The following is a 24,358-nucleotide window of genomic DNA, read 5'->3' on the forward strand; positions in this document are numbered from 1 at the left end:
CGCAATGATTCCTCATCCATTATAGGCAAGAGAATGTATTTTTAGATTGAATTTTCGCTAAATACTTTAACAAATGTTGTAAAAAGAAAAAAGAAAAAACTACGGGGTGATTTGCTCCGTAGTTTTTAAATCATTTTTATTGTGAAATAATTTATTTGATCCCCTTCATAAAGGTTTGCATTTTTGGTGAAAGGGCAAATAAAATGATGGATAAAACGATTGATACTACCCCAATAGTTCCAAAATAAGCCATTTCGTTTTGAGGTGTGTAAAATTTAACAAGTTGTGCATTGAGTGCCTGAGCTGCAGCATTTGATAAGAACCATAGACTCATCATTTGAGCCGAGAAGGCCGATGGTGCTAATTTTGTTGTGGCTGATAATCCAACAGGTGACAAACACAATTCACCAATAACACAAATGAAGTAGCTTAGTACAAGCCATAATGGATTAACAAGTGCATGTGAACCGCCAATCATTGCCGGTACAAGAATCACAACGAAAGACAATCCTGCAAACAATAGACCAAATGAAAATTTCTGTGTATATGTCGGCTGTTTGTTGCCTAATTTTACCCAAAGCCAGCCAATAATCGGTGCAAAAACGATAATAAACAACGGATTTAATGACTGGAACCAAGCAGGTGAAATATGCATTCCTGCAAAGTCTAATTGTGTCCGCTTATCAGCAAAGTTTGCCAAAATTGTTGAACCTTGTTCTTCAATCGACCAGAACATAACTGACGCAATAAATAGCGGAATATAAGCAATCAGACGAGAACGCTCTTCTTTGCTTGTTTTCGGGCTTCGATACATAAATAGGAAATAAAGGATTGGAATGACACATCCCAAGATTCCCACAAGGTTAATAAATGATGAAATAGTTAAAGTGCCGGTTGAAACGGCAACAGCAATTAATACAACTACAATAAGTGCAACAAAACCAATTTTGGTGAAAGCTTTTTTCTTTTCTGCTGATGGCAGCGGGTTGGCAACAAAAGTACCGGCAAGACCGAGATTCTTTTTCTTTGTAGCAATATAAACCACTAATGCCAAGAACATACCAATTGCAGCAAGCCCGAAGCCTAAGTGGAAATTATACTGCATTCCAACTGTTCCGACAACTAGCGGTGCAACAAATGCGCCAAGGTTAACGCCCATGTAGAAAATGCTGAATGCTGCATCGCGGCGCGCGTCTTTAATATCATACATTTCCCCTAATACTGTAGAAATATTTGGTTTCAGGAATCCTGTACCGATTACAATCAGAACCATCGAAACAAAGAACATTGTCATGCTTCCAGGTATCGCTAGAGCAATATGCCCGAACATTATCAATATACCGCCGTAAAACACGCCTTTCGAGGCTCCAAAAATTCTATCAGATAGCCAGCCCCCAATGATTCCCGACATATACACTAATGAACCGTATACCGACGCAATTGCAAGAGCTGTTTGCTGATCGATTCCTAATCCGCCTTTTGAAACTGAATAATACATATAGAATACAAGGATTGCCTTCATACCATAGTAGGAAAATCTCTCCCAGAACTCAGTGAAAAATAACGTAAATAAGCCTTTAGGATGACCAAAAAATCCTTTTTGCGGGACGCTTTCCACAATTTTCTGTCTATTTAAACTTTTATGTGAAGCGCTTTCAATAATTTTCTCTTTTTTTATTGCAGACATAGTTAGACCTCCTTTTTAATATACTATAATAATATTTTAATATTTTATAATTGTCAATTATCATTTTTTTCTAATTAAGTTTCTTAATTTAAATTTGTATTGATATTGATAATTTTCAAAAGAAGTAAATAATCTAATTAATTAATATTTTTCTGATATAATCAATAGTAATAATTTTTAGAAACATGAATTCCTAGTGAAAACCTTACACTTCATTCTTATATTTGGTTCGCTTACTAGTCAGAAATTTGTTCCAAACGGTTTGATTCGCTAGCTTTTCCAATTCATCTTCAAGTGGCTCTAATTTCCTTCCTGTCTTTCGTTCATATGCTTTTTCAATCAAGTAATCAGCTATTTTCGGATTTTTAGGAAGAATGGGCCCATGAAGGTAGGTTCCAATTAAGTTATGGTAATGAAGGCCTTCTTCGCCGCTTTCTTCGTTATTGCCAAAACCATTAATGACCTTTCCAAGCGTTGGAAAGTCATGATAGGTCATTCCCCCGTGGTTTTCAAAACCAACGACCTTCCCAAATGTTTCGGATTCCACTAAAATATTCGTCATCAGTCTGTCTTCATCAGCTTTGGTGTAAAACGGAAGGATACCCATTCCTTCTAATTTTTCTCCGTTTTTTGTTTCATAATATTCACCTAAAAACTGATATCCTCCACAGACAGTCAGGGCGGACACACCATCTTCCACCCATGCCTTTATTTCCTTTACAAGGGGAGCTAGTCTATTCGTAGCGATAGCCTGTTCACGATCGCTGCCACCGCCGATCATGAATATATCACATCCAGATCCTCGAACCTCATCAGGATTCTTGATTTCCTCTACCCGAACGGTGATTCCTCTCCATTCGCAGCGCTTTCTTAAACATATGATATTTCCTCTGTCCCCATACAGGTTTAGAGTGTCTGGGCAAAAATGGTATAGTAGTAACTCCATTGTTCGGTTCCTCCTTTCTTATTACTCTTGCCTCCTGCGATAAAATTGAAACCATCGGGGAAAGGCAGGTATAAGTAGCCATGATATAGGCAGGAACAACCATCTCTTTGGCAAAGAACACTGCATGTTTCAAACTTGGCAGGATTCTGATTTTTTCTTCTGGTATACCAGCATATTTCATTCTGAGGGCAGCATCATAGGCCCTTTTTCCACTTGCAATAAATGTCTCTACCTCTTCACGATTGGCCAATTCCATGTCGATGTCCCATATCCATGAGATGTCTTCCCCGTCAGCAAGATGGTCGTTTAAACAAAACATTAATTGTTTCTTTTCATTTGATTGCAAAAACTCTGAAAGCGTTACGTTTCCACCTGTCGGGTTTTTAACAAGGTTCAGCTTCCACCTTTCTTTCCCAATAACAAACTCCTGCATTCTACCGTCCGTTTTTTGGTAGGTGGTCATTCCCTTCTTGATTTCTTTCAGGGGCATTCCTAAAGCCTGACACGCGCTAATAGCAAAAAGAGCATTATAAGCATTATACGTTCCTTTTAACGTTGTCGGATATTCCTCTCCATTTACAATGAGCCGAATCCCTTTTTCATCTTGGAAGATCTTTTCAGCGTTTACGGTAACTTTAGGGCGTTCGAACCCACAGGGACAATGATAATGCCCGAGCTGACCAAAATGTAAAACACTGTACACGAGTTCATCCTGGCAATTTGGACAATATTTCGATTCTGCCATTGCATACGATTGGAACCGGCAGGAATTAGCATCTAAACCAATATATACATTTTCCTTTTGAAGGTCGGAAAACCTGTGGGTAAAAGGATCATCCGCGTTTAAAATGAGCTTTACGTCAATTTCTTTCAGACAATCTTTCATTTTTTTTATTAATAAATCAACTTCTCCGTAACGGTCTAGCTGATCTCGAAAAAAATTGGTCACAATCAGATAGTCAGGGGGGCACTCTGATACCGCTTTTGGCAGGCTTGCTTCATCTACTTCCAATACTGCGGCATCATTCTTCAACCACCCTATTAAAGGGGCATTGCGTACCATGGCAGCAGAGATCCCAGTAACCATATTAGAACCCTCACGATTGGCAATCACCGTTTTTCCTGAGGACTCAAGAAGATGAGAAATCAGGTTTGCGGTGGTGGTTTTTCCATTGGTTCCTGTGATAAAAAGAATGGTGTTTGCATTTTTTCGCAAATGCCGTAAAAAGCCATGATCCAACTTCCTTGCTACGACACCTGGGATGGTACTCCCGCCATATCCAATTACTCGGCTAAGTGATCCTGCTGTTTTCCCCGCCCAAATGGCTACTTGCGTCTTCATTTTATTCCTCCAACGGTATTGAATCTATTGCACAATAGACTAGCCATTCAAAAACAACTATGATTCAATTTTTACTGGCATGGTTGTCCACATTTTGGGACTTAAAAGAAAGAATCGGTTCCATTGTTCTTTTATTCTTTTAGTATTTTATGTACTATAACAATTTCTATGACCGCTGGAAATATTGTTACGATACTAGAAAATAATGGGTTAAACCATAGATGAATACCTATTTTGACTATAGTTTCGGGGTTTTATGAATCAACTGCCACAAAGCTTCCTTGCAGACATAAAGGCTATCTTGCCTTATAATAGTCAAAAGAGAAAGTGTGTTTAGGAGAGTAAATCAATGAAACGAAGACGAAAGAAGTTCAAAACCATTTTCGTCCTGCTGATGCTTTTTTGCGCTTTAGCCGCGATTCAAAATTATTTTCAACATAGAACTCCACATACTGTAAAAAGCGACCCATTTGCTGACGTAAAAAAATATAGTCCTTTAATCCAAAATGAATTAGAAAAATATCATCTCGAAAATTACACTACTGTCGTAATAGCCTTAATGCAGCAGGAAAGCCACGGGAAAGGCGGCGATCCTATGCAGGCTTCCGAATCGGCAGGATTAGCGCCAAATACCATTAAGGATCCAAAACAAAGCATCCAAGTGGGGGTAAAGCATTTTCAGCGGGCACTTACGTATGGGAACCAGAAAAAGGTTGATTTTCCAACCATAATTCAGGCTTACAACATGGGAATCGGTTATATTGACTATGTGGCACAGCATGGTGGCAAACACAGTGAGGATTTAGCGAAACAATTCTCGCTTCTCCAAGTTCAAAAGAAACCAAACATTTATACTTGCAGGGACAATAAAAATAATTTTCGTTATCCCTACTGCTATGGTGATTTTACCTATAGCACAAAAGTAACAAAAAATGTTCATTCGCTAGCAGATAGTGTTTCAGTAATCAGTAGCAAAAAAACAACCAGTGAATCCTTTTGAAGATCCATAGGTTGTTTTTTTTTAGTTCTGTAGTGGCGGATGATTATAAAAAAGTTCTAACTGATTAGAGTCCTAATGTGTCAACACTATTCTGATACTTCAATCTAATTTGCCACTTAGCTTTTAGTATTTCAATTAGTGCACTTGGTTTTGCTGCATATAAACAAAATTTTGATGTAAAATCACCCATCTCCCTTTAATCGTAGAATTCCATATGTTTCTTTTCCTGTTTATAATAATTTAATCTGTCCTGCAATGTACCTGTATGAAATTCGAACTTATGACCATCTGGGTCTGTAAAGTAGATCGATTTTTTATCTTTTTCGTCTCTTGTACGACCGGAAAGAATGGTTACGTTCAAATCCTTAAGTTTCTCGTGCATTTTTAAAAAATCAGCTTCGTCTATTGAAAAAGCTATATGTGTGTACGAATAGCAAATATCATTTCTAAGAATATCTTTTTCTTCATTTAAAGCAAGCCACATCCCATTAAGATCAAAATAGGCCGTGCTTCTCCCCTTAACTAACAGCTTTGCACCCAAAACATTTCGGTAAAATTCAATAGAGTTCTCTAAATTAGAAACGGAGAATAAAAAATGGTTTAAACCTTTAATTGACACCTAATCACCTTCCATTTTTAATTGGGGAAATCCTATATACTAAAAATACCACCCTTAAGCAAAAACAAAATACGTTTTCGTCGTATTTCTTATCTAACCGGCTTACACTAATAAAAGAAGCACTCAAGGAGGCTGAGCGAATGGCTGAACATCTTTTTTCTTTAAAAGCAAACTGGCCCGGATTACGGAATGGTGTAGGCGAAATTGAAACCGGTAATTTAAAAACAAAAGTTTCAATCCCGCCGGAAATGAATGGACCTGGTGTCGGGACGAATCCCGATGAAATGCTTCTTGGAGCTGCGGCTACCTGTTATATCATCACACTTGCCGCGATGATGGAGCGCAGCCATTTAGAGAAGGAACAGTTAACGATGGAGTCTGAAGGAATTGTTGATGTAACTAATGGAGTGATTACCTATAAAAAAATTATTCATCGGCCACATATTGTCTTGAAAGCGAATGCCATTGACAAAGATTATCAATTGGCGCAAAAGCTTGCCAAAAAAGCTGAAACCTCTTGTATGATCAGCCGCGCCGTTCAAGGAAATGTAGAGATTGAATTACAGGCGACTGTTGAAGTGGCTTCTGACTAAAAATAGCGCGGGGTTTCTAATAATGAACCCCCGCGCTATTTAATGCCTTGATGAGTCTTTTAACTTCTCACCGTTTAAATATTTTAGCAAAAAGACTTTTTTTCTTTTTGATTTCAGGTTTTTTCGGGTCTTTCTTAGTAATATAAATCTCGTCTTTATCTATTGCATGGTCCATGGCTAAAACTAACCCGATTTCCGTGTTATGCTCTTTATTGGTCACAATCGTATGTTCGATTTTATATTTTGTTGCTAGTTTTACATACTTTGATAACTCGCCGTAATTCATGTTTCCATTTAAAAAAAGATGGGATTGCGGAAATTTCTTCATATAAAGTTCGACTTGAGGATAAACTTCGGTTTCTCTTACCTGACTCTTCTTAAGGGCGACAATGATTCGTTCGCGTAAAGTCCCTAGAAATTTTCGCCGTTCCTCCGGTTTTGTTTCTAATGCGCCGTAAATCCCTTGCTGTAAAACCTCGTCAACGGTAGGCTTTTTCAAACACATCATCTCCAATTACAAGGCTATTACTATGTATGATTTTACCTGAAAAAATGTTCCCTTAGAAATGCGCAAGCGCCCATTTAGCGCACGACAGGGCTTGAGCGCACCGTATGAGATAAAGACAAATCTCAAAGTCAAAATTTATACTTTCTTATCTTTTAAAAAAATCCTTCCCTCCAAAAGGAGAGAAGGCTCTGCCGTTTAAGCATTACTTTTTAGAGGTGCCGGTAAATTGTTCTTCCTCTGTTGAACCTTTCAATGCCGTTGTTGAAGAGGTTCCGCCGGAGATAATCATCGACACTTGGTCAAAGTAACCTGTACCTACTTCACGCTGATGACGTGTTGCAGTATAACCATATTGCTCACTGTCGAACTCCGCTTGCTGCAATTCGGAATATGCTGCCATGCCGCGTTCCTTGTAACCGCGGGCAAGTTCAAACATACTGTGATTCAAGGCGTGGAAGCCTGCAAGTGTAACGAATTGGAATTTGTAGCCCATTTTTCCAAGCTCCTGTTGGAATTTCGCAATCGTTTCTTTATCGAGTTTCTTTTTCCAGTTGAAGGACGGTGAACAGTTATAGGCTAATAGTTTGCCGGGGAATTTTTCATGAATAGCTTCGGCAAATTGTCTGGCTTCCTCAATATTCGGCTCGGAAGTTTCACACCAAACAAGGTCTGCGTATGGTGCATAAGCCAAACCACGAGCGATCGCCTGGTCAATCCCTGCTTTTGTTCGGTAAAATCCTTCAGCAGTTCTCTCACCGGTAATAAACGGTGCATCATTCATATCGATATCGCTTGTGATCAAATCTGCAGCGTTTGCATCAGTACGGGCAACCAATACTGTTGGAACACCCATAACGTCTGCTGCCAGGCGGGCTGCAATCAAGTTGCGTACGGCTGTTTGCGTCGGCAACAATACCTTTCCGCCCAAGTGGCCGCATTTTTTCTCTGAAGATAGCTGATCTTCAAAGTGAACACCTGATGCTCCTGCTTCAATCATCCCCTTCATCAATTCGAAGCAGTTTAATTGACCGCCAAAGCCTGCTTCCGCATCAGCCACAATTGGAGCAAACCAATCAACCGAGTTGTTTCCTTCGGCATAGTGAATTTGGTCAGCGCGCTGAAGGGCCTGATTAATTTTTTTCACGACATTTGGAACACTGTTTGCCGGATACAAGCTTTGGTCCGGATACATATGTCCGGAAAGGTTGGCATCCGCTGCCACTTGCCAGCCGCTTAGGTAGATGGCTTTGAGACCTGCTTTCACCTGTTGAACGGCTTGATTTCCTGTAAGTGCGCCCAGTGCATTTACATAGTCTTCTTCATTTAATAGCTTCCAAAGTTTTTCAGCGCCTTTTTTCGCTAATGTATGTTCAATATCAATCGAACCGCGCAGTTTGATCACATCCTCCGCAGTGTATGGTCTTGTAACATCATTCCAACGTTGATCCATTTCCCAGCTTTCCTGCAATTGATTAACTCTTGAATTTGTCATTTAAAATTCCTCCTATTAATCTATTAAAATATTTTTTATAGAAGCTCATACCCGGGTAGGGTTAAAAACTCAGCAAACTCATCATTCAAAATCAGTTGATCAAACAGTTCGATAGCTTCAGTAAATCGGCCATTCTTATAGGCTGTATCACCGATTTCCTGTTTAATTTTTTCCAATTCCTCAACCTTGTATTGTTCATACATGTCGACAGTTACTTTTCGACCGTCCTGTAAAACACCCTTCGGATGGCGAATCCACTGCCACAGCTGTGCCCGTGAAATTTCCGCTGTTGCGGCATCCTCCATTAAGTTATGGATGGGCGCTGCCCCTCTGCCGGATAGCCATGAAGCCACATATTGAATCCCCACATTGATATTGACCCGTACGCCCTCTTCCGTAATGTTTCCACCGGGTATTTCAAGTAAGTCTTTAGCAGTAACTTCTATTTTCTGTTGCTTGGTTGTATGAATTTGGTTGGCTACGGGCATTTCGCGGTTGAATACTTCCAGGGCAACCGGTACAAGACCCGGATGGGCAACCCATGTCCCATCGTGCCCATCTCGTGCTTCGCGCTCTTTATCGGCACGGACCTTAAGAAAGGCTTCTTCGTTTGCCTCAGGGTTATCACGAATTGGAATTTGCGCTGCCATCCCGCCAATAGCCGGTGCCTTGCGGCGATGACAGGTTTGAATCGTCAGCATCGAGTAGGAACGCATAAATGGAACGGTCATCGTTACTTGGGAACGGTCAGGCAATATGACATCCTTGTGGTTACGCAGCTTTTTCAAGTAACTGAAAATATAATCCCATCTCCCACAGTTCAAGCCCGCCGAGTGTTCTTTTAGCTCATATAAAATTTCATTCATTTCAAATGCGCCCATGATGGTTTCAATTAAGACAGTTGCTTTAATGGTTCCATTTGGAATCCCAAGCTTTTCTTGCGCAAATACAAATACATCATTCCAAAGCCTTGCTTCTAGATGACTTTCAAGCTTTGGCAGGTAAAAATAGGGACCTGTTCCTCCAGCAAGTAGGTTTTTCACATTATGGAAAAAGTACATCCCGAAATCGAAAAAGCTACCGGAGATTGGTTTGCCATCCAATAACACTTGTTTTTCCTCCAGGTGCAGTCCGCGGGGTCTTACAAACAGTACAGCTGTTTCTTCGTTCAGTTCATATTTCTTACCTGAGGGATTTTCATAGTAAATAGTCCGATTTACGGCATCCCGTAAGTTAATTTGTCCCTCGACAATGTTTTCCCATGTCGGAGAAGTAGCATCCTCACAATCGGCCATAAAAACTTTCGCACCCGAATTTAAGGCGTTAATGACCATTTTCCGGTCAGTCGGTCCTGTAATTTCTACTCTGCGATCTTGAAGGTCTTGAGGCAGAGGCGCAATCGTCCAGTCTCCATGCCGGATATTTCTTGTCTCCGGAAGGAAATCCGGGAGCTTTCCGCTGTTGATTTCTTCTTGGCGTTTTCGTCTGTACTGTAACAGCTCCACTCTTCTTTCACCGAAATTCCGCTCGAGTTCTTCAATAAAAATTAATGCCTCAGGCGTCAAAATCTCTTTATACTGGGCTCTCAAGGGCCCGACTACTTTAATACCTGTTGTTTGCGTGGACATGAACTTTATCACCTCTTGTTATACTACAGTATCTATCCTCGCTTTGTATTATATAACACAAAAATCAAAAAAGGAACTACTTTTCAGAAAATTTTATAAAAATAGGAAAAATAAACCTATAGTAGCATTTTTATTTTAATCTCATCCATTTGGTTTACCTTCAATAGGAATTACCAAAAAGGCTGCCGATTACGATCGACAGCCTTTTAACACTTTTTTTAGTTAGATCATTCTCTCATATCTCTCTTTTGCCAAAATGTACATGGCGCTTCCCCACCCTAATGGTGTATTCGAATTATAGTTTGTTGATTTGGCAAAATACAATTCCGGCAAACTTCCATCACTGAGCATTACATTCTCAGTTTTTTTAATATACTCCCCTGCTTTTTCGATGTTTCCTAATTCTAAATGGCATAGTGCCAGCCATGGAAGGCCAAATGTCCACTCTGCCTCCGTATCAAAATAAAATGAAAGTTCATGATGCCTTCCCTCATGTTCCACTGTTGAATAATAGGAATCTCCCTTATATCGAATGACACCACGTTCCCGCAGCAAATAGCTTTCAGTTTGTTCGACCACCACTTCCGCTGCTTCTCTGCTCAAAACACGGTAAGGGTATACTAAACTCATTTGGGCTAAGTCGTATGTTCGGTCTTTACTTTCACGCGGAAATAGTGAGGACAGGGTTTGATATCCATTGGCAATCCATTCTCCCGGAACAAAGACGAGGTCTCTAACTGCCTGAAGCCCTGCCACACAAGCACCAACTGAACTGGAATGGACCTCTCTCCACTCTTCCCACATTCCATTATCAGCATCATCCCAATACTCGGCACATCCTAAATAGCCCACAAGTTTTTGAACAATCTCGTGGTCTTTTCCATCTCGGATGATTCTTTTTCCGCTTTTCTCCCCCTTCCCAATTCCCCAAAGAATTGCTCCAACCGCATCGTGTTGAGCATGCCCCCATGGAGATTCCATTTCCCTGACATCATGGGCTGAATACCTGGAATGAATGTATTCCCATTGCTCTATCGGCTTTTGCCTTGTATGTATATCCAGTTTCCATTCATATTCCTTAAATAAATCCAATATCCGATGATAGGTCATTTCATAAATACCATTACACTGATTCAAATAAGGTAAAGACATATAGAAGGAGTCACGTAACCAAACATAACTGTAGTCTGTAGACGGGGAAGCTACATACAAACCATGCGGCAGACGTAAATGATCCAGAATTTGATAACTATTGAAAACCTTTTCGTTCATTTTTGCCCCTCAGTTTCTTTCTTTTTACCATTCTTTCTAGCCACATCGATAACTTTTTATACGCAAAAAGGCAGGTACCCGCCTCAGGGTACCTGCTTCACTTTAACTCTTCATATAATCGCTGAAAATCTTCATCCCGATTTTTACTGTTTAAAAACTCCGGGCTTACAATCGCTTTTAAAAGATTACGTTTAATTGCTGCATCTTCCACTTCATTCAAAATCCATTTTCGCGTCTCAAAAAGAAATTCGAGATAACTTTCATAGGAGTCATCAAATTGCAATTCAAGCTGCTGACGGATTTTGCGCGCAAGTGTCGGGCTCGCGCCTCCTGTCGATACGGCAATACTTAAACGGCCTCGCTTCAAGTGGGATGGTACATGGAAATCTGAGCCATTAGGGTCATCCGCAATGGTTGCAAGCTGATGATCCGCCGCTGAATTTTTCACCAAACGATTTAATTCCGTATCATTTGTAGCCGCAAAAATCATAAACGCATCCTGAAGGTCGCTTTCGGAAAAAGACTTTTGCCTCCAATCGATTTTTCCATCAAGCGCAAGTTGCTTTAGTCCATCACTCGCTTCAGGGCAAATCAATATAATCCTCGCTCCTGTCCCAAGCAAGCCGGCTACTTTTCGCTCTGCCACTTTCCCGCCGCCAACAACGACTATTCTTTTCCCTTTTAGCCGCAGCATTATCGGGTAGATTTCCATCATGTCCTCACCTCACCTGCCCTCTTTTGGATAAGCGGAATTAACTTTTCATCAAAACCAACAGGGTCGCAAAGCTTAATGCTCTCATCGTACATTCGTAATTCTTTCTCCATTTTGGCCTTATATCCGCCTGAAAACAATAAATAAGGGAGAACATAGATTCTTTTATCCACTAGCTTCTCTACCATTTCAAGATAGAAAACAGGGGTAGTTAAATAGGCAGTGTGGACCTCTACGTTCATCTCCCCGGACAGCCTCCGTGCCAGTGTTTCAAATTCAATAGCCGTTTCTTGCTCTCTGCTCCCGTGCCCTACAACCAGGACAGCATTATCCTCAGTTTGCTCAAATCCCGCCGCTTTCAGCCTATCCATTAATACCTCAACCATTATTTCATCGACACCAAGCGGCTCGGCATATCGGAACACAATATCAGGATAGCCTTTGAATTCATTCGGAATATCCTCATTCGCATGAATTCCCGGCAAAAGTAATACGGGGACAACCGTTATTTTATTAGCGCCTTTATCGATGCACATCTCAATCGCCTGAGAGATTGATGGTTCGGCGTGTTCGAGAAATCCATAAGCGTGGATAGCCCCCCCGGGCTTATTTTTTATCCTTCGTATAAAAGAAATAAATTTCTCATTTGCAGCTGTCCGACGGCTTCCATGGGCAATATAAATGATTGCTTCCATTGTCATTCGGCCACAAAAGGCTTTCCCGCTAATAAAGCAATCAATGCCTGTTTTGTTGCTTTTTCGGGCATCTCCGCTTGCTTTAGCCCCGCCGTTTCAACGGCAGCCATCGTTTGTTTCCCCATACAAATTACGTGTAAACTTTTAAAAAATTCCCGCGCATCGATCTCACATTCTTTTAACGCCTCAAAAAAAGGTTCGACAGCTGCACTGCTTGGGAACACCATCGTATTTACCTCTGCTTCTTCCAACATTCTTTTAAAAATCGGAAAGAATTGCGAATCCACTACCTTTTTACTCGTAACTAAAGTGTCGCCATATTCCGGTTTATTTTTCAAAATGCTGTCATCACCGATAATGAGCAATTCCCCTGAATCAGGCATCTCAGCAGCCAAACTTGCACAAAATCCACGCTCATTTAATGCTTTAATTGTTTTGACAGAGGCTCCAAAGAAGTCGGCGTTTATGTTCCGAATATCAACCCTATTTTCCACAAGAGCTGAGAAAAATTCACCCACACTTTCCGGGGAAGCAAAGAGAATTTTTTCATAGGCAGATGCTTTTTCAAGATCAACTGGCACTGCTGTCTTTTTCCATTTAGGAAACTCAATAACATCTGCACCTTGCTCCTGAAGTTCTTTTGCTAATTGGCTGGGGCTTTCACCTGTACGAGCAAGCACGATTTGCCGGCCATACAACGGCTTTTTCTCGAACCAGCTTATTTTTTCACGGAGTGAAATGACTTCACCTACGAGGATAATCGCAGGATTGCTAAACTTTGCTTCCGCAACCTTAGCTGTAATATCTGCCAACGTCCCTTGCAATGTTCTCTGACGGCCAAATGTACCCCATTGAATTAAGATAACGGGGGTGTTAGCCTGCTTGCCATGCGTAATGAGATTTTCACAAATAAACGGTAAATTCCCGACACCCATATAAAAGGCAATCGTATCAACGCCGCGTGCCAGGCCTTCCCAGTGGAGTAATGGCTTACCGTCTTTTGATTTATCATGGGCGGTTACGACCGCAAACGATTCCGCATACTCACGGTGAGTAACAGGAATTCCCGCATAGAGGGGGGCTGCAATCCCCGACGATATGCCGGGAACGACTTCAAAGGGAATCTGATAGTCGGCCAGGGCTGCCGCTTCTTCACCTACACGGCCGAAAACACCGGGATCTCCGCCCTTAAGACGGACAACCATTTTATCTTCTAACGCTTTCGCTACTAAAAGATCATTAATATTCTCCTGTCTTAATGTATGGCGGTCAGGCAATTTGCCGCAGTAAATCAATTCACAATCAGCCGGGGCAAATTCCAATAGCTTTGGATTGGCAAGCCGGTCATATAAAATGACTTCTGCTTGCTTAATGGCCTCCAACCCTTTTACCGTAATTAAACCAATATCCCCGGGCCCTGCTCCTACTAGAAATACTTTTCCTGTTTTCATCCTGCAGCCTTCCTTCCATTCAACCGATACTTATTCTCTTAGATTACTATAAAAACAATGTCGTTATCTACCTCAACCTGATATGTCCGTACTTGACCTACGTCCGGTGCCTGAACTTTACCGTCTGTTAATGATATTTTCCAATCATAAACCGGGCAAAAAACGTATTCACCGCTAACGAGTCCTTCGGTAAGCACGCCGCCTTTTGGGTGTGGACTGCGGTTCTCAATCGCATATACTTCACCGTTTGTTAATTTAAATAAGGCGATTTCTTTATCATCAATTTTAATTGAATAGCCTGCTCTTACCTTAAGATTAGAATAGTTTGCTACAGGAATACGGGTTATTGTTGAAATCATTTACCTTCACTCCCTACCATAATGGTGTGTTTTGCATAATATTTATCCTGGATTTCTTCACTTTGGATTGCTTCATTCCAAGGCTCAATGTATTTTTGTAATGTTTGGTCCATACGGCTATTTAATGCTTTGCGGGTTTCTTCATTTGCCAGAACTTCTTGCACATGCTTCAAGCCGACACGGTCGATCCATTTAGAAGTACGTTCAAGATAATTAGCTGTTTCACGGTAGTACTGGAGGTAGGCACCTGTCATTTCCATAACCTCAGCTTGGTTTTTTACCGTGCATAATAATTCTCCAGGGCGAAGGTCAACCCCGCCGTTACCGGCAACATAAATTTCCCAGCCACCGTCAATACCAACAAAACCAATATCCTTAATTCCTGCTTCAGAGCAGTTCCTTGGACAGGCAGATACGCCCATTTTGACTTTATGCGGTGTATCAAGACGTTCAAACTTTTTCTCCAGCTCAATACCCAATGCCATAGAATCCTGTGTACCATAGCGGCAAAATTGAGCCCCGACACATGTTTTAACGGTACGAAGTGTTTTTCCGTAAGCATAACCGGATGGCATATCAAGCTCTTCCCACATACTTGGAAGATCTTCTTTTTTCACTCCAAACAAACCGATTCGTTGTCCGCCCGTTAATTTGACTAGTGGCACATCATATTTTTCAGCGACTTCTGCAATCTTCTTCAAATCTGCTGCAGTTGTTACCCCGCCATACATTCTTGGAACAACAGAGTATTTTCCGTCCTTCTGGATATTGGCATGCATTTTTTCATTTACCAGGCGGGAATCACGATCATCCTTATAGGTATCCATGTAAATCATGCCAAGGTAATAGTTCAAAGCAGGACGACATTTTGTACAGCCTTCTTCATTGTTCCATTCAAGCACATTCATGACTTCTTTAACGCTTGTTAACCCTTTGGCTTTAATTTCAGCTACCACTTCATCGCGGCTCAGGTGAGTACAACCGCAAAGGCTAATCTTTGCCGCTGCTGCAGCATCAAACTTATCACCAAGCGTAAGGGCAAGAATTTGACTGACCATCGGCTTACAGCGTCCGCAAGAACGGCCTGCATTGGTACAATGGCTAACCTGATCAAGTGTCGTTAACCCCTTTGCTTGAATGGCATCAACGATTGCGCCTTTGGTGACCCCATTACAGCCGCAAATTAATTCATCATTCGGCATGGAGGCAACATCGTCACTTCCTCCGGCGTCGCATTCAGTTTGCAAAATGGAAATGCTCGTCATTCCGCTGACGTCTTCCTTTTTTGTCAGCATCCGGTATAACTTGGTGCTATCTTTTGTATCTCCATATAAAACAACACCGACAATCAGATTATTTCTGATTAAAATCTTTTTATAAATGCCATCAAATTCATTGTGAACTTTAATTGCTTTTGTCGTTTCGTCTTCAAAAATCTCTCCTGCTGAGAAGAGGTCTACGCCTGCAACCTTTAATTGTGTTCCTGTTACAGACCCTTCATAAGGAGCTACATCAACCCCACAAATTCTTCCTGCAAGGACTTTGCCTTGCTCGTACAATGGAGCAACGAGGCCGTAGACGATTTCCCGATGCTCTGCGCATTCACCTGCTGCGTATACATTCGGTGCACTTGTTTCCATATAGTCATTGACAACAATTCCACGATTTACGTAAATTCCGCTGTTTTTCGCAAACCCGGTATTGGATTTAATCCCAATTGCCATGACCACAAGGTCGGCTTCAATTTCGGATCCATCTTTAAAACGAAGACCTGTTACCCGCTCATCTCCAAGGATTTCAACTGTCTGTTTTTCCATTAAAAAGTTCATACCTTGTGCTTCGAGTTCTTTTTTCAACATCGCGGATGCAACTGAATCTAACTGGCGTTCCATCAAGTCAGGCATCAAATGGACAACATCAACTACCATTCCAAGGTTTAGTAATCCTCTGGCTGCTTCTAATCCGAGAAGTCCGCCACCTATGACAACCGCCTTTTTATATTCGCCTGCTGATTTGATCATCATTTCACAATCTTTGATATCACGAAATCCTGTAACGCCTTTTTTGTCCGCACCCGGAATTGGCAGGATAAAAGAATTTGATCCCGTTGCAATAATCAGTTCATCGTATTCTACTGCACGGCCTTTATCTGTAAAAATCATTTTCCCTTCCACATCAATCCGTTCAGCCGCTTCCCCTGTAAATAATTGAATGTTGTTTTCTTTGTACCAATCTAATGGATTTATGATAATGTCTTCAAAGCTTGTGTCTCCCTGAAGGATATTAGATAACTTAATCCGATTATAGTTTGGGTATGGCTCTTGACCAAAAATAGTAATTTCAAATTGATCTTGAGAAATTTTCAGGATTTCTTCGATGGTTCTAACTCCGGCCATTCCGTTCCCGACCATAACTAATTTTTTCATGTTGGGTCTCTCCCTATTAATCAATTAATGTTTACGTTTAATGTAGGTTTTTTCTATAGCTAAATTGTAATCTCCCGCGTTTTAAAAATTTGTGAAGTACATCACATTTCAACAGTTTTTGTGAAAAACTTCACATTATTGTCATAAACAACAAAAGAGGATGACCCTTTTAAATAGGACATCCTCTTTTTTTAAATATATCTCTACGCCGTCTGTTTATTTTTTTGCCTTTGTGGTATTCGTTTCACCAACGAACTTACCACCGGTACCAAAATGCCGACGACTACAACCGGTATGAGCTCCCATACTTTCAATGGGGGTGTAATCAGCAAACCCAACCGATTAATGGTAAACAAGGTTAGGAAGTAAAACAAACTCCCGGCAAGCCCTGCCAACCAATCATCCCTTCTAAACACTAAATAGAAAATCGGGATAAATATAAGTGTAACCGGAACATACGATGTTGGATAGTGGATAGCAAGAAATATGGTTTTGCCGATAAATCGTAATAATACATAAAGAGCTGTCGCCATCACAGGTATTGTATAGTCACCTATTAGCCGGATGACTAATACAGTTAGTAGGGAAACCATCGCTACTGAAAAAATCGGATAAACCCATTCGGGGATGCCCCCAAAAATTTGTGATTCAGGGTTTGAAATCAGTGCCAGGATTTCTTTCGAAGCAATCGATTGATGATGGATATATTGGTTATACGAAATTGCCCCGTTCTCCTGCTGCATATTCGGGAATACCAAGCATTCAAGCAGGAACATCGCAAACCAAGTATGCAGTGACCTCCAAGTCGGCTTTTCATTTTCCGTAAATTTATTAAATCCGCGCCACACACCAATAATCATAATGTCTGTAGCAATATAATAAATAAAATGGGTTGGGCTCCAAGTGGTTAAATCAATGCCATAGGCGATATGATAGCTAAAATCTAACGGAATCCCAATTAAAAATAAGGAATAGCCAATGGTAATCAGATTCCGGGAAAATCGGTCCATATAATGGAGCTGTCTCCATTCCTTGACCAGCAAAAAAGCTCCAAGTGTAAAACCACAAAAATTCACAATATGTGGAATCGAATATTCTTCAAATAAATATTTAAAATGATATGACGCATCCCATGCAGAGCCAATAAATTTCAATAAAAATGCAGTTACCCATAAGCGGTAATATTTCAAACTTCTACCTCCCTTTTTCCTTAACCTAACAGGTCAAAAATCGTTCCGTATATTGCCACAAGGATATAATTAAGAAGTAGCGCAAGTCCAAACGTAATTCCCGAATTTCGAACATTTTTTTGTTTAAATAAGTTATAGATAAATACAATTCCTGCAATCACTAGAAAGAGATTACCTGCTACTAATGACCAAATTAAACTTGGGCTTTCAGTATGAGGCACTGCTGTCACATGCAGTAAATAATGTGGTAACAATTTTTTGCCCCCTCCAAAATAATCATTCTTGAGTTTAACCCTATTTTTGCCCTTATCGAATTAAACTATTATCCCTTACATATCTTGGACCTATTGGGTTAAATAGGAAAAACGTATCAATTCTATTATAAACGATGCTTGTGAATAAAGGATTAAATAAAAATTAAATTTACATAAGACTGCATGTACCTGCCTTAATCCTTTACTTCTCCATGTTGTCTGAATAAAATTTAATTGGAAAACCAACCTTAAATCAATTGGAATCAGCGCAGATGAACTTCATTGGTTCATGAAAGGGGAATGCCATCTGAAACGATTTTTAATCCTAATCATATTTTCACTTTTTACTGTTGTCATCCTAACAGCCTGTAATGCTATAAGAGTCCCGAAGTCGACAATGGACAAAAAAACGAACATGGGTTCCATGCAAATGAATGTGATTCCGATTAAGTCAGAATGGAAAACCGGTTCGCAACCTTTAAAAGCAAACGAGAACATTCCAATCTCCATTTTCATTAAAGATAAATCCAATAAGCCAATCACAAAATTTGATACTGTCCATGAAAAGCTGATGCATCTTATTATTGTAAATAAGGATTTATCCTATTTTTCTCATATCCATCCGGAATATAATGGGAATGGTGAATTTGATATCACCACTGCTTTTCCTGCAGGCGGTGACTATCAGCTCATCGCAGAGGTTACTCCTCACGGTGCAGGTGATAACAGTGTTGAAAAACATTGGTTACATATTGACGGCCCTGTCCCAACAGCCAAATCAATTGTTCAAGATAGTACGCTTACGAAAGTTGTCGATGGGGTAAAAGCAACACTTTCATTTGATCAATTAATGTCGGGCATGTCGTTGAATATGACCTTTACGTTAAGTGATGCTGCTACAAATAAACCAATTAAAAACCTGCAGCCCTATTTAGGGGCCATGGGGCATTGCGTGGCAATAAGCAAGGATTTAAAGCAATACCTGCATATTCATCCTATGACCGCTAAAGGGACCGGCCCTAAGGTTACCTTTATGACCTTTTTCCCGAAAAAAGGGGTATATAAAATATGGGGGCAATTTCAGTATGAAAACCGGGTGATAGTGGTTCCATTTGTTGTCGATGTACCGGAGATGAAGAATGTAGGGTGAAGGACAAAACTTCATTAGGAAAAGATCGAACTGTCCTTGAAAGTAGATTTAAAGGACATAACTTTCCAGATTAGCCCTGTTTTAAAGTCATAATTAAACCTCTTCCCAAATTGAGAAGAGGTTTATTCTTTCTAGTACATTTCAGATGTTGTTTTTGCTTGCATATGAAGTAATAGGTAGTCTGGGCCGCCTGCTTTTGAGTCCGTTCCAGACATATTGAAGCCGCCAAATGGCTGATAGCCAACAATTGCACCTGTACAGCCGCGGTTAAAATAAAGGTTACCAACATGGAAGTCTTCACGGGCTTGCTCCATGTGGGCACGGTTTGTTGTGATAACCGCTCCTGTTAAACCATACTCCGTATTGTTGGCAATTTCAATTGCTTCATCAAAATTCTTTGCTTTTGTGAAACCAACAACCGGTCCGAAGATTTCTTCCTGCATGATGCGGGCTTTTGGATCAAGGTCAGCAATGATAGTTGGTTTAATGAAGTAGCCTTTAGAGCTATCCCCTTCACCGCCGGCCATTAATTTACCTTCTTGCTTACCAATTTCAATGTATTCCATGATTTTTTTGAAAGCACTGTTATCGATAACCGGTCCGGTATAATTTCCTGTGTCTACCGGATCTCCAATCGTTAATTGATTGGTTAATTCAACAACGCGGTTCAATACTTGATCGTACACATCTTCTACAATAACCGCACGGGAACATGCAGAACATTTTTGGCCGGAGAAACCGAATGCTGATGCCATAATCGATTGTGCAGCAAGCTCAAGATCTGCTTCACTGTCCACAACGATTGTATCTTTTCCGCCCATTTCAGCAATCAAACGCTTCATCCAAATTTGGCCTTCGTTCAATTTAGATGAACGTTCAAAAATGCGTAGTCCTACTTCACGTGAACCTGTGAAGCTAACGAAACGGGTATCTTTATGGTCGACTAAGTAGTCGCCCACTTCAGCACCGCTGCCCGGTACGAAGTTTAGTACACCTTTTGGAAGACCTGCTGCTTCCATCACTTCAACGAATTTAGCCGCTACAATCGGTGTTGTTGAAGCTGGCTTTAATAGAACGGTATTACCGGATACAATGGCTGCTACCGTAGTACCTGCCATAATGGCGAATGGGAAGTTCCATGGTGAAATGATAATTCCCACCCCAAGTGGAATATAGTGATAACGGTTATATTCATTTGGACGGCTATTAACTGGTACGCCATCTTTTAGAGCCAGCATTTGGCGTCCATAATATTCAAGAAAGTCGATTCCTTCAGCTACCTCAACATCGGCTTCTCTCCATGATTTCCCTGCTTCTTTTGTTAAAAGTGCAGAAAACTCCATCTTCCGCCGGCGAATCATCGTTGCTGCTTTAAACAGCACATCTGCTCGAACTTCCGGTTTTGTCTTTTTCCAAGTTTTAAATGCTTCAACAGCAGCCTGCATTGCTTTTTCGGCAAGATTTTTATTTGCTTTTGACACGCTGCCGATTACTTCTTCTTTATTCGCAGGATTATAGGAAACAATTTTGTCTTCTGTAGAAATTCTTTCTCCGCCGATGAAAAGATCGTAATCCTGACCTAAATAACCTTCAACTGTTTTTAACCCTTTAAGATAGGCCTGGCGGTTTTCTTCTGTCGTAAAATCTGTGAATGGTTCATGCTTGTAAGGTTGTACCATTTCTTAAACCCTCCTATGTATTAAAAACGTTTACATCCATTTTCCATTCTACATGATTCATTTCTTAGTATCAACGATTCAAACCTGAAAAAAAGAACTGGCTTATATGCCAGTTCTCATCAATAAATATGAACAAACGGTTCAGTTTCATTTGCTTTGCGGACAATAATCGCTTCCGGCCCGTCAACGGAAGTAACGCTTACCGAAACAGCTATATACTTAGGAAAATGCTCCATAACCAGCCCAGTAACATATTGAGTAAAACCAATTGCTTCCGTTTTACCATAAAATTGAATTGGAATTGTAATATCCAAGTTCTGTAATTGGTCACCAACATAAAAAGCTTTGCCAATAACCCCATTAAAGTTTGGAAAGTACTGTTCCACGTCCTGTTTAAAGTTTAAAAACGCCGTAACATCATCACGATGGGCATCTTGAGCGTCTGTTGAAGGAAACAAATAGTACTTTTCATTAACGGGCTGCCAATTACCAATATTCGCACTGCCTTTGTCAACCCCAGCATACGCGAAGAAATTCCCTGGAACTACAGATGATTTACTTTGCTCTGCAAATAATGCGATCGTAATTGGAACATTCTGCAAGTCCTTCATACTACGCAGGCGCTTAATTACCTCTGCTGCAATACTTTTTCCTTGGCTTTCCATCTCATTAACAGGAATTATTTTCTCATAAGTTGGACCGTATTGCACTGTTTGATAATAATAAACTGAATTTAAGGCAAGACCTATAGTCACACCGCCAAGCGAAACATTCCCTTTATCATCTTTTGTTAAATAATCGTGCTCTAAAATTTGAGATAAATAAATCGGGGTAGTCCCGCTTCCATCATCAGTTGGATTTAACCCAATATTATCCGAATCTTTCATTTTATTTGCAGCTAATTGTCCCGCCGTAAACTTGCGATTTAACCAAAGCTTAACCGTATCCCGCTTAATTTCCTGGCCTTCACGGAACAAATATTTGTCCGTAGGAAAATTATTCTGGGCAATTCTCATCAAGCCTGTTTCAAATTCGTCAATATCATATCTTGTATTAAGATTAGCAACCGTCATACCGCGTGTTTCCCCTGGCTCAAACGGCAAAATGGTCCGATAATAATTATCTGAAATATTATATTTTGGAATAATCGCTTTCCCTTTTGATGAATTTTTTGTTTGTACCACCTGATCTTGTTGTTGAAAGTTTGGTGCACAGGCACTAAGCAAAAAAACAAGGGAAAGAGCGAGCAATGAGAGTTTTCTCACGTCGATAACACCTCTTATTTATTTAATTCTACAAGGAGCTTCTCCTCGTCCCACACTTCGATTCCCAGTTCTTGTGCTTTCGTTAGTTTGGAACCGGCATCCTCTCCGGCAATGACCAGATGCGTTTTTTTGCTGACGCTCCCCGATACATTTCCGCCGAGTGCTTCAATTTTTTCCTTCGCTTCATTCCTGGATAATTGCTCCAGTTTTCCGGTAAGGACGACTGTTTTTCCCGCAAAAATAGAATTGGACTCTTCAACCGATACTGGCTTAAGACCTTTGTATTCCATATTGACGCCATACTCTTTTAATTCATGAATCAAGTCCATCGCTTCTTCCTTTTCAAAAAAAGCAACGATCGAGTCTGCCATTTTATCGCCAATTTCATTAATTGAGATTAAATCTTCTTTGGAAGCTGCGGTCAGTTGGTCCATTGTCCCAAACTTTAGTGCAAGTGTTTTGGCAGCTTTGGCCCCAACATGGCGAATCCCAAGACCGAATAATAGCTTTTCAAGGGAATTTCCTTTTGACGCATCAATCGCTTTTAAAAGATTAGAGACAGATTTGTCACCCATTCGTTCAAGAGCTAAAAGCTGCTCACGGGTCAGCTTATAAATATCCGCAACATCTGCGATTAACTCTTCAGAAAAAAGCTGGCTGATTACTTTTTCACCGAGACCATCAATATTCATCGCATCACGCGATACAAAGTGAATTAAACCTTCGCGAATTTGCGCTGGACATTTGGGATTAATGCACCGAAGTGCCACTTCGCCCTCAAGGCGAACCAACTCACTTTCACATTCCAGGCAATGGGTCGGCATATGAAAATCGACTTCCTGTCCTGTTCGCTGATCGGCAAGCACATTCACGACTTCCGGAATAATATCTCCTGCTTTTTTGATCACAACTTTATCGCCGATTTTAATATCCTTTTCACGGATTAAATCTCCATTGTGCAATGAAGCCCGTTGGACGGTCGTTCCGGCTACTTTTACAGGCACTAGAATCGCCGTTGGCGTCACCACACCTGTTCTGCCAACGCTTAATTCGATATCCATTAGTGTTGTGATAACTTCTTCCGCCGGAAACTTATAGGCAATTGCCCACCGCGGACTTTTTGCCGTAGTTCCAAGCTCCCTTTGCTGTTCAAGAGAGTCTACTTTTATTACAATCCCGTCAATTTCATACGGAAGATGCGGACGCTTTTCTACCCAGCTATTCACGAATTCAATTACTTCATCAATGGTTGCACACTTCCTGCGCTCTTTGTTCGTTTTAAATCCTAGCTGATCCAAATAATCGAGGCCTTCACTATGAGAGGTGACCCCGCTTTTGCCAATGTTACCAATTCCATATAAAAAGACATCGAGATTTCTGGAAGCAGCCATTTTCGGATCCAGCTGTCTCAGTGATCCTGCAGCAGCATTTCGCGGGTTGGCAAACGGCTCTTCCCCTTGCTCTTCTTTTGCTTTGTTTAATGCTTCAAAGGAACGCTTTGGCATGAAAGCCTCGCCACGAACCTCCAAAGAGGTATTTTCACGTAATCTCAGAGGAATCGATTTAATTGTTTTTAAATTGGCGGTTATATCTTCACCCACAGTCCCATCCCCGCGGGTGGCACCTTGGACAAACAGGCCATCTTCATACCGTAAAGAAACAGCGAGCCCATCGATTTTCAATTCGCAAACATAGGAAAATTCATCGCCGGCTACCTGACGGATGCGGCGGTCAAAGTCTTTTAAATCTTGCTCATTAAAGGCGTTCCCCAGACTGAGCATCGGGGTTCGATGCTCCACCTTTTCAAAAACATCAAGAACTGCACCGCCAATACGTTCTGACGGTGAATCCGGAGTTTTCAACTCCGGAAACGTACCTTCAAGCTCCAAAAGTTCTTGCATTAACCGGTCATATTCCGCATCTGGAACCGAGGGTTTGTCTAATACATAATATTCATAGCCATATTGATTTAATAGGCTTCTTAATTCATTGATTTTCAGTTCAGCCGTTTGAAGTTCCATAGATCCTGTCCCTTCCGTAAAGGATTTATCTAGCATTACTGTAATCCAAAACAAGAATTGGGGCAATTA

Annotated in this window: 21 protein-coding genes; 3 read left to right on the forward strand and 18 right to left on the reverse strand. The window is 40.8% G+C overall.

Features of this window, described 5'->3' with window-relative positions; genetic code table 11:
* Positions 1-151: 151 nt before the first annotated feature.
* From J2S10_RS23770 to J2S10_RS23780, 3 genes are all read right to left on the reverse strand, one after another.
* Positions 152-1,687 (reverse strand): peptide MFS transporter, encoded by a 1,536-nt coding sequence (locus J2S10_RS23770; RefSeq protein WP_307413057.1) that lies wholly within the window; start codon positions 1,685-1,687, stop codon positions 152-154.
* 205 nt (positions 1,688-1,892) lie between these two features.
* Entirely contained in the window at positions 1,893-2,591 is a 699-nt protein-coding gene (locus J2S10_RS23775; protein WP_307413150.1) for a type 1 glutamine amidotransferase, read from the reverse strand.
* Positions 2,500-3,975, reverse strand: coding sequence for a MurT ligase domain-containing protein (locus tag J2S10_RS23780; protein ID WP_307413059.1), 1,476 nt, complete (start codon positions 3,973-3,975; stop codon positions 2,500-2,502). Before J2S10_RS23780 ends, J2S10_RS23775 begins: the two co-directional genes overlap by 92 nt.
* Before the next feature lie 349 nt (positions 3,976-4,324).
* On the opposite strand from J2S10_RS23780, the gene J2S10_RS23785 reads away from it, so the two are divergent.
* Positions 4,325-4,975, forward strand: coding sequence for a lysozyme family protein (locus tag J2S10_RS23785; RefSeq protein ID WP_307413060.1), 651 nt, complete (start codon positions 4,325-4,327; stop codon positions 4,973-4,975).
* A 196-nt stretch (positions 4,976-5,171) separates the two neighbouring features.
* On the opposite strand, the gene fosM is transcribed toward J2S10_RS23785, so the two are convergent.
* Entirely contained in the window at positions 5,172-5,594 is a 423-nt protein-coding gene (gene fosM, locus J2S10_RS23790; protein WP_307413062.1) for a FosM family fosfomycin resistance protein, read from the reverse strand.
* Between the two features lie 140 nt (positions 5,595-5,734).
* Between fosM and J2S10_RS23795 the strand changes: the two genes are divergently transcribed.
* Complete coding sequence (locus tag J2S10_RS23795; protein ID WP_307413063.1) at positions 5,735-6,187, forward strand: OsmC family protein; 453 nt, start codon at positions 5,735-5,737, stop codon at positions 6,185-6,187.
* Positions 6,188-6,254: 67 nt separating this feature from the next.
* Here the strand turns inward: J2S10_RS23795 and J2S10_RS23800 are convergent, their stop codons facing one another.
* The 11 genes from J2S10_RS23800 to J2S10_RS23850 all read right to left on the reverse strand — a co-directional run bounded on the left by J2S10_RS23800 (position 6,255) and on the right by J2S10_RS23850 (position 18,174).
* Positions 6,255-6,686, reverse strand: coding sequence for a YueI family protein (locus J2S10_RS23800; protein ID WP_370876275.1), 432 nt, complete (start codon positions 6,684-6,686; stop codon positions 6,255-6,257).
* 211 nt (positions 6,687-6,897) lie between these two features.
* On the reverse strand, positions 6,898-8,187 hold the full coding sequence (gene aceA / locus J2S10_RS23805; RefSeq protein WP_307413067.1) for an isocitrate lyase: 1,290 nt from the start codon (positions 8,185-8,187) through the stop codon (positions 6,898-6,900).
* A gap of 35 nt (positions 8,188-8,222) precedes the next feature.
* Entirely contained in the window at positions 8,223-9,815 is a 1,593-nt protein-coding gene (gene aceB / locus J2S10_RS23810; protein ID WP_307413069.1) for a malate synthase A, read from the reverse strand.
* A gap of 222 nt (positions 9,816-10,037) precedes the next feature.
* A complete protein-coding gene (locus tag J2S10_RS23815) occupies positions 10,038-11,087 on the reverse strand; it encodes a glycoside hydrolase family 15 protein (RefSeq protein ID WP_307413070.1) in 1,050 nt (349 codons plus the stop codon).
* Between the two features lie 97 nt (positions 11,088-11,184).
* Positions 11,185-11,802, reverse strand: a complete 618-nt coding sequence (locus tag J2S10_RS23820; protein ID WP_307413072.1) for a precorrin-2 dehydrogenase/sirohydrochlorin ferrochelatase family protein — start codon at positions 11,800-11,802, stop codon at positions 11,185-11,187.
* Positions 11,799-12,494: a sirohydrochlorin chelatase gene (locus J2S10_RS23825; RefSeq protein WP_307413074.1), complete on the reverse strand. Its 696-nt coding sequence runs from the start codon at positions 12,492-12,494 to the stop codon at positions 11,799-11,801. Before J2S10_RS23825 ends, J2S10_RS23820 begins: the two co-directional genes overlap by 4 nt.
* 2 nt (positions 12,495-12,496) lie before the next feature.
* Complete coding sequence (gene cobA / locus J2S10_RS23830) at positions 12,497-13,945, reverse strand: uroporphyrinogen-III C-methyltransferase (protein ID WP_307413076.1); 1,449 nt, start codon at positions 13,943-13,945, stop codon at positions 12,497-12,499.
* 38 nt (positions 13,946-13,983) lie between these two features.
* A complete protein-coding gene (gene nirD / locus J2S10_RS23835) occupies positions 13,984-14,304 on the reverse strand; it encodes a nitrite reductase small subunit NirD (RefSeq protein WP_307413078.1) in 321 nt (106 codons plus the stop codon).
* Positions 14,301-16,730: a nitrite reductase large subunit NirB gene (gene nirB, locus J2S10_RS23840; RefSeq protein ID WP_307413080.1), complete on the reverse strand. Its 2,430-nt coding sequence runs from the start codon at positions 16,728-16,730 to the stop codon at positions 14,301-14,303. The genes nirD and nirB overlap by 4 nt, the downstream gene beginning before the upstream one ends.
* Positions 16,731-16,933: 203 nt before the next feature.
* Positions 16,934-17,920 carry a hypothetical protein gene (locus J2S10_RS23845; RefSeq protein ID WP_307413082.1) on the reverse strand — a complete coding sequence of 329 codons (987 nt, stop codon included), beginning with the start codon at positions 17,918-17,920 and terminating at the stop codon, positions 16,934-16,936.
* A gap of 20 nt (positions 17,921-17,940) precedes the next feature.
* Complete coding sequence (locus J2S10_RS23850; RefSeq protein WP_307413086.1) at positions 17,941-18,174, reverse strand: hypothetical protein; 234 nt, start codon at positions 18,172-18,174, stop codon at positions 17,941-17,943.
* A gap of 397 nt (positions 18,175-18,571) precedes the next feature.
* Between J2S10_RS23850 and J2S10_RS23855 the strand changes: the two genes are divergently transcribed.
* A complete protein-coding gene (locus J2S10_RS23855) occupies positions 18,572-19,324 on the forward strand; it encodes a hypothetical protein (protein WP_307413087.1) in 753 nt (250 codons plus the stop codon).
* A 131-nt stretch (positions 19,325-19,455) separates the two neighbouring features.
* Here the strand turns inward: J2S10_RS23855 and pruA are convergent, their stop codons facing one another.
* From pruA to ligA, 3 genes are all read right to left on the reverse strand, one after another.
* A complete protein-coding gene (pruA, locus tag J2S10_RS23860; RefSeq protein ID WP_307413090.1) occupies positions 19,456-21,003 on the reverse strand; it encodes an L-glutamate gamma-semialdehyde dehydrogenase in 1,548 nt (515 codons plus the stop codon).
* A gap of 119 nt (positions 21,004-21,122) precedes the next feature.
* Positions 21,123-22,268 carry a CamS family sex pheromone protein gene (locus J2S10_RS23865; RefSeq protein WP_307413092.1) on the reverse strand — a complete coding sequence of 382 codons (1,146 nt, stop codon included), beginning with the start codon at positions 22,266-22,268 and terminating at the stop codon, positions 21,123-21,125.
* 14 nt (positions 22,269-22,282) lie between these two features.
* Positions 22,283-24,289, reverse strand: a complete 2,007-nt coding sequence (gene ligA, locus J2S10_RS23870; RefSeq protein ID WP_307413096.1) for an NAD-dependent DNA ligase LigA — start codon at positions 24,287-24,289, stop codon at positions 22,283-22,285.
* Positions 24,290-24,358: the final 69 nt, after the last annotated feature.

The organism is Neobacillus ginsengisoli, from assembly GCF_030813055.1.

Coding starts and splice junctions, on each gene's coding strand:
- J2S10_RS23770 (WP_307413057.1), bottom strand. CDS start 1,687: ATGTCTGCAATAAAAAAAGAGAAAATTATTGAAAGCGCTTCACATAAA.
- J2S10_RS23780 (WP_307413059.1), bottom strand. CDS start 3,975: ATGAAGACGCAAGTAGCCATTTGGGCGGGGAAAACAGCAGGATCACTT.
- J2S10_RS23785 (WP_307413060.1), top strand. CDS start 4,325: ATGAAACGAAGACGAAAGAAGTTCAAAACCATTTTCGTCCTGCTGATG.
- J2S10_RS23795 (WP_307413063.1), top strand. CDS start 5,735: ATGGCTGAACATCTTTTTTCTTTAAAAGCAAACTGGCCCGGATTACGG.
- aceA (WP_307413067.1), bottom strand. CDS start 8,187: ATGACAAATTCAAGAGTTAATCAATTGCAGGAAAGCTGGGAAATGGAT.
- aceB (WP_307413069.1), bottom strand. CDS start 9,815: ATGTCCACGCAAACAACAGGTATTAAAGTAGTCGGGCCCTTGAGAGCC.
- J2S10_RS23815 (WP_307413070.1), bottom strand. CDS start 11,087: ATGAACGAAAAGGTTTTCAATAGTTATCAAATTCTGGATCATTTACGT.
- J2S10_RS23820 (WP_307413072.1), bottom strand. CDS start 11,802: ATGATGGAAATCTACCCGATAATGCTGCGGCTAAAAGGGAAAAGAATA.
- J2S10_RS23825 (WP_307413074.1), bottom strand. CDS start 12,494: ATGGAAGCAATCATTTATATTGCCCATGGAAGCCGTCGGACAGCTGCA.
- cobA (WP_307413076.1), bottom strand. CDS start 13,945: ATGAAAACAGGAAAAGTATTTCTAGTAGGAGCAGGGCCCGGGGATATT.
- nirD (WP_307413078.1), bottom strand. CDS start 14,304: ATGATTTCAACAATAACCCGTATTCCTGTAGCAAACTATTCTAATCTT.
- nirB (WP_307413080.1), bottom strand. CDS start 16,730: ATGAAAAAATTAGTTATGGTCGGGAACGGAATGGCCGGAGTTAGAACC.
- J2S10_RS23855 (WP_307413087.1), top strand. CDS start 18,572: ATGGACAAAAAAACGAACATGGGTTCCATGCAAATGAATGTGATTCCG.
- pruA (WP_307413090.1), bottom strand. CDS start 21,003: ATGGTACAACCTTACAAGCATGAACCATTCACAGATTTTACGACAGAA.
- ligA (WP_307413096.1), bottom strand. CDS start 24,289: ATGGAACTTCAAACGGCTGAACTGAAAATCAATGAATTAAGAAGCCTA.